Raw genomic sequence first — 6,248 nt, 5'->3', positions numbered from 1 at the left:
GAAATTGTAGTAGCAACTGGACAACACCCCAATGTTGAGTTTCTCAATTTGGCAGATGTCGGCGTGAAATGGCGGCAGCATCGCTTGGTTGTGAATGACAAATTACAAACCACAAACCACCGCATTTATGCCTGTGGTGATGTCATTGGTGGTTATGATTTTCATAATGTTGCTAATTATGAAGCTAGAATTGCTGTCAAAAATGCCCTGTTTTTTCCCCGATTACCAGTCAATTATCGCTGCATTCCTTGGGGACTAAATTCTCATCCCAGGTTGGCGGAGGTGGGTTTAACAGAGGCACAGGCAAAACGCCAATTTAAACCAAATGAAGTTTTAGTATTAAGACAATATTATAAATCAGTCACAGCAGCCCAACTACAAGACGAAACGACAGGTATCTGTAAATTAATTGTACACCGCAATGGGGAAATTTTGGGCAGTTCAATACTGGGGGCAGAAGCATCAGAGTTAATTAATTTAATTGCCTTAGCTATGGCTCAAAAAATTCCAGTTAAACAGTTAGCAAATTTATCTGCTGTTTATCCCAGTTTTTCAGAGATTATCGCAAACACAGCTAGAGAATGGAGTCAGCAAAAGTTAAGTAGTAATTCTGCTTTACAAGACTTTCTCGAAGGCTTGTTTCATTTTCGCCGTGATTGGAACTTGTAATCAAAAAGTGTTAAAATTGTTTACTGAATTCCTATTTTGTACATCCAAAAAAATAACGATAAAAATAGAATCAATGCAAATATAGCCATATAAATTACAGGCAAAGTGAGAGGAATTAATAAAAGTGAACTAACCAACTCCACAAAGATTAAACTGATGAGTACCCTAATCACTGTTGTCCGATTTAATAAATTGCATAATATTGCACCTAATGGCGCACCAACTACAACTACTGGGACTGCTGCCAACCAATAATTACTAACTGGCTCAATAAAGTTTCCCAGCATAAATTTATGCAGAAAAAAACCTACAGCAGTGTTAATGGACATTAAAATTACGGAGTTAGGAGTACTTACTTTTTCACAAACACCAAACAATAATACCATCACTGAAAAAGCAAAAATATCCATTCCACTCCCAACTAAACCACTAATCATTCCTCCTATGATTCCTACAAGAAAAGATACATTTCTTTCCCATTTACCCCACGATTGTATAACTAAATTTGGCTGATTTATATGACGATTTAGAAAAAACAAAATAATCGCAAAACTGCTAATCATGATTGTAAAACCAATCTTGATTGCATTTGCGGGTATGATAGGAGCTAAAAAAACTGAGCTAATAATAATTCCTGGAACACCTCCCAGACTTACCCAACGAATAAACCGCCACTCCAATGGAGTACCCATAGCCACAATAGTTAAGGATGCGGCTCCCATACCAACAGTTTGAATAGCAAGAGAAAAAACTCTAGCCTCATGTGCAGGAACTTGCAACACCTTAGTCAGAACTGGAAAAGCTACTGCGCCTCCACCCATACTTGTCCCGCCAGCAATCATTGAACCAAAAACCATAGTTACAGCAACTTGCCAGTAACGAATCATATTAGATAGCGCTGAACTAGGGCCAACAATGATTAACCAGGTTGTCCATACAGTTAAAGCAACTATAATGCTTACACGAATGAATGATTGGGAAACCCAAATCTTAGTAAATAAAGCAAAAAGGATGCGCCCATTCATAATATTTTTAAATTTGGATTTAGGGGTTGAAATCTCCGGGTGAGACAATCTTCAATTTTGAATTTTGAATTTTGAATTTTGAATTGTTTAATCTCCATCACTTAGGTCGCTCACTATTGCGCTTAAAATTCTTTTCTGTTAACGATACGCTGCCAATTCCTTGCAGAATACCACGACCAATTAAACCTAAACCTCGACCAACTATTTTTGTCAACAGGAAAACAATACCACTACCGACAATAGATAATAAAGATTTTAAACGAGGCGCGATCGCATCTCGAAATTCTAATGTTAATGTGACTAATAGGGGAATACCAGAAAGCTGGGCTAATTCCTGACTACGAGGAGCATACAGTGAAGTTTTGGCAATTCCTCGCGGTGCTAATACAAATAGTTCATAGCTGCTTTCAAATATGGCTTTTGGCTCATTGATATACTTGTTTAAACGGTATTTCCATGATAGTTCGTTGCGAAAGCGTTCTATTTCTCTTGTGGAAATTAACCTCCGGTCATAATAATTTTGTTTAATTTCTTCCACATCTGCTAAAGAGTTAAGCAACGGTTGCACTACACCATTGGCTACCTGAATTAATAGATTTTCTAAAATTATTAATGCTTGAGATTTAGCTTCCGAACTACCGGCTGAATAACAAGTATTATCAATGTGCAAATCTGCCTGAAATACCAAATAAGAAAATAATTCTACAACTAAGGGAATTTTATTGAAAATCTCTGTTTGGACAACTCGATAATTTTGCAGTAGTAAATTAACGACTTCTATCTTTTGGTTACTGACTTGCACCCGATAAAATTTACCAAAGAAATCTGTAATTACAGCTTGCCATAAATCATATAATATGCTGTCTTTTAAGGTTTCTAGTTGATCAATAGTTACTTGAGGGACACGCAGTTCATCAAGTTTTTGAGCTAGTTTTTGCAGCGTTAAATAAAGTAATTCCCGTTTTTTATCTTCACGAAAAATATCAATTTCTAAAGCTACATCTGTGACATTTTGTAAAGATGATTGTAACTTGGTGACACATAATGAGAATAAATCAGATTGCAGCGATCGCGGGCTAAGTAAAGGCGCTAAAGTTGGTTGTTGCTGCAACAATAATGGTTCAGTAGCAATACTTAATACGGGAATTTCCGGCTGTTTCTGAGTGGCAGAAATTGTTTCTTCCTCTTGTCTTTCCTGTGGTGAAACTAATAACCGAGTTAGTAACCAACGAGATGCTAACAGTTCTCTTCGTTGTCCAGCGAAAACAGCTCGATCTATTAACGGTAATCCTGGGGTTTGTAATTGCGCCGTAACTGCGGCTAAACTTGCCTCAATGTAGCCAATTCCTGATAAATACCAATTCTTCCGCACCCTAGCCAGGGGAAGACGAGGTGACGGGGTGATGGGATGGGAAGTTGTTTCTACGCTTCGCTGTTCGGGAAACCAATAGAAACCACCATCCACTACTTCTGTCATCGCAGCGACTAATTCAGGAATAGGAGTACCTTTAGGACAGTAGCCATTAACACCAGCAGCCTGAACCGCTAACAGTAATCCTGGTTCTTGCACAGAACTAAGTAGCAAAACTGGTAATTTAGGGTATTGAATTTTTAGTTGTTGACAGAGTTGTAACCCTTGCTGTTGGCTGGAAATAGAACGCCCATTGCCTAATTCTAAAACCACCAAATTTACTTGATTGGGATCTTGTTGAGCAAGTTCTGCTAATATCTGCAAGGCTGTTGTATCTGTTTCTGCTTCTGATACCACTTCGATGTCAGGTAATGCTGACAATGCCACCCGTAGTCCTAGCCTAAATATGGGGTCTTGGTCAATTAACAATAATTTGAGGGGTTTTTTGCTCATAGTATCAAAAAATACACTACGCTTGTTTGTTCACTGACACAAACATTTTTGATGCTAAACTTAGTCCCTCTCATTGTCACTTGTTTTTGTCAATTACAAAATTTCTATATTCAAAAATAAAATCATTAGGGTGGGTATAGCCCTGAGAACATGGCTACCCTAGAGCGACAGTGTAACCCACCACAAATATGAAAATGAATTATGAGGACTAAAGTCCCCACGACAAACTTTTAAACTTATGGTTTTTCTGGGGAATTGCGATAACCATAAAAATTAATACTATATTCAGTAATCCGCACTCCTGTTGTTTGTTCCACCTGACGGAGCAATTCTGCTGGTAATTCTATGTGAACATCAAGAAGTTGATGAGTATCAATACAGTTGACATGACTATGGGAATCACTGTTGTTGCCATATAAACGCCCGTCACAGCGTTCAATACACTCAATGATGCCCTGAGTTGATAAGGCTTCTAAGTTTTGATAAACAGAAGTGTGACCAATATTTTTACCTTGTTGACTGAGGCGATCATAAATTTCCCTAGCAGAAAGATGTTCATTAGCTTGCCACAGCAGTTCTAAAATAAAGCGACGCTGGCGACTGACGCGCATACCCAATAGTTGACACCTTTCTAGGGCATCTTCTAGAGAACGAATGGGTTTTGTCGATATGGATTGATTTTGCATAGTTAAATTTGTTAACTATTAAGGAGATTTTCCCGTTTCAATGTTTATTGGTTGTTTTGCTTTTCAAAAGCCGCACACTTGTGATTTCTAGTCATGTGAGGTTCAAATGCAAGGATATTACATGAGTGATTTTGCCTCTGCCTGTGTAACTGCATAATTTACAGTTTTAGGTGATCATTGTTTGTTGTTTGTGGGTGTTTGCTTGATGACATTACCCTCTTAAACAAACTCATTACAACTTTAACTTAAAATTGGGGTAAATGTCCATCTTTAGGCGGGTGTTATGTCTGCAAAATTTCGGTGGATACAGATATATTAGGGAGTTAAATGGGTGCAAATGTCCCATCAAACCCACAAAAGCTGGTAGTGTGTATTCTCAATCCTACTGTTGAGCATAAATAAAGTACCTACTGAATCGATGACAATTACAATTACACTTGATACTGACTGCGTTAACAATCTAGATATCACACCTGCCTTAAAGGTGATTTCGCCACTGTTGGAGGAAAACGCAACGATCGCATCTCACGAACAGCAGCTGAAGTTTGAGATAAAATATGCTTTAGAACCTGGAGACCCCCGCGAACTTTCCGAAATTCCAGAGTTGAGGCTGTGGTTTGTGCGCTTAGATGCCAGATACCCCTGGTTGCCATTTTTACTAGATTGGAAATCTGGCGAATTTGCTCGTTATACGGCTATGCTTGTACCACACCAATTCAGTAAGACAGAAGGTATTCAATATAACCCTGAAGCTTTAGAAATATTTCTCATGCACAAGATTTTTATCTTGGGTGATTGGCTCAAGCAACAAGGTATCCCCAGCCAATCGCGGTTAAAATCTATGGCGCAAATGCTCGGTTATGATTTAGATGATGCCTTTTTTGAGATTTTTTCATAAGAATCTAGGGGTGCAGGGTGCTGTCAGGAGTGAAAACTCGGTTTATTTAATCCATGTCCATGTATATACATAATTGAGGGTTTCCGAGAAAGAATGTAGAGACGTTTCATGGAATGTCTCTACAGAAATTTTTTGATCCTAGATGTCTATTTTTAGGAGGTGTGATTATCTAAAGTACCGTGACGAGCAAAAATTTCAATAGCCTCACTTCTGGTTAAATTATTTTCATTTGCTAATTCTGCCAATTTTTCCCAAGCTGTATCTGTGAGTCGCATAGACCTGAGATGTTTTGGTTCATGACCATAATCCATTTTAAATTTACCCGACGCAGTACGCTTGCGCCTGGGCGATTTCTGAACAGTGCCAGAATACTGATTGACGGTTGGCGGTTTGGGAGTCTGATGACTTGTGAGTAAGTTAATCAGTTGAGTAATGAGGCGATCGCACTCCATTGGTAACAAATGGTGGCTATGTAGCATATTCTGAATAATGCTGAAATGTACTAATGTCCCCATAAAAATCCGCGCTGCTACTGATGGGTCAGGTAGTTGTAGTTCTGGATGGTCTGTAAAATATTGCGTTAGCATTTCCAAAGCAGGTTTGTCTATATTCCGCACAAACTCTTGCGCCAGCAACGGGAAACGTCCAGACTCACCGATAATCACTCTGACTAAATTCAATACTTCCTGTTGTCCGGTCATCCGCACCAAAATGTTGGTTGCTAAACGGCGCAAAACAATTGGAGGTTCTCCTTCCAGGAACTGCGGGTCTTGGGGACTAAATACTGCTGGAAAATTTTCCTGTGCTAGTTGTTCAATCAGGGCAATAAATAATCTCTCCTTATCCTGAAAGTAGCTGTAAACCGTTGTTTTTGATACTCCTGCTGCTGCTGTCACCTTATCCATTGTGGTGGCTGCATAGCCATTGGCTAAAAATTCTTGCATAGCACCAGCGAGAATTGCTTCAACTTTTTCTGGTGACAGCAAACGCTCTACCTGATTACTTTCTGTCTGTCTCTTTTTCATTTTATTTTTTTGAACTCTTGACATTATTAGAATGTACAGTTTAGTTTAGTTACATGGCAATTGAACTAATTAGTTTACTCA

6 protein-coding genes are annotated in these 6,248 nt (G+C 38.7%); 2 read left to right on the top strand and 4 right to left on the bottom strand.

Going from position 1 to position 6,248, the window contains the following annotated elements:
* A partial coding sequence (locus VB654_RS01390) for an FAD-dependent oxidoreductase (protein ID WP_323211532.1) occupies positions 1-669 on the top strand: 669 nt, incomplete at its 5' end.
* Positions 670-689: 20 nt separating this feature from the next.
* On the opposite strand, the gene VB654_RS01385 is transcribed toward VB654_RS01390, so the two are convergent.
* The 3 genes from VB654_RS01385 to VB654_RS01375 form a co-directional block, all read right to left on the bottom strand.
* The gene (locus VB654_RS01385) at positions 690-1,694 is read right to left on the bottom strand and encodes a sulfite exporter TauE/SafE family protein (RefSeq protein ID WP_323211531.1); all 1,005 of its coding nucleotides are present in this window, start codon (positions 1,692-1,694) and stop codon (positions 690-692) included.
* 97 nt (positions 1,695-1,791) lie between these two features.
* Entirely contained in the window at positions 1,792-3,558 is a 1,767-nt protein-coding gene (locus VB654_RS01380) for a DUF3685 domain-containing protein (RefSeq protein WP_323211530.1), read from the bottom strand.
* 236 nt (positions 3,559-3,794) lie between these two features.
* A complete protein-coding gene (locus VB654_RS01375) occupies positions 3,795-4,244 on the bottom strand; it encodes a Fur family transcriptional regulator (RefSeq protein WP_323211529.1) in 450 nt (149 codons plus the stop codon).
* Between the two features lie 418 nt (positions 4,245-4,662).
* Between VB654_RS01375 and VB654_RS01370 the strand changes: the two genes are divergently transcribed.
* Positions 4,663-5,142, top strand: a complete 480-nt coding sequence (locus VB654_RS01370; RefSeq protein WP_323211528.1) for a CRR6 family NdhI maturation factor — start codon at positions 4,663-4,665, stop codon at positions 5,140-5,142.
* Positions 5,143-5,294: 152 nt separating this feature from the next.
* Here the strand turns inward: VB654_RS01370 and VB654_RS01365 are convergent, their stop codons facing one another.
* A complete protein-coding gene (locus VB654_RS01365) occupies positions 5,295-6,167 on the bottom strand; it encodes a TetR/AcrR family transcriptional regulator (RefSeq protein WP_323211526.1) in 873 nt (290 codons plus the stop codon).
* Positions 6,168-6,248: the final 81 nt, after the last annotated feature.

Origin of the sequence: Nodularia sp. UHCC 0506 (assembly GCF_034931045.1) — a bacterium.
GTDB lineage: Bacteria > Cyanobacteriota > Cyanobacteriia > Cyanobacteriales > Nostocaceae > Nodularia.
This window is presented reverse-complemented; position numbering and strand designations above follow the sequence as displayed.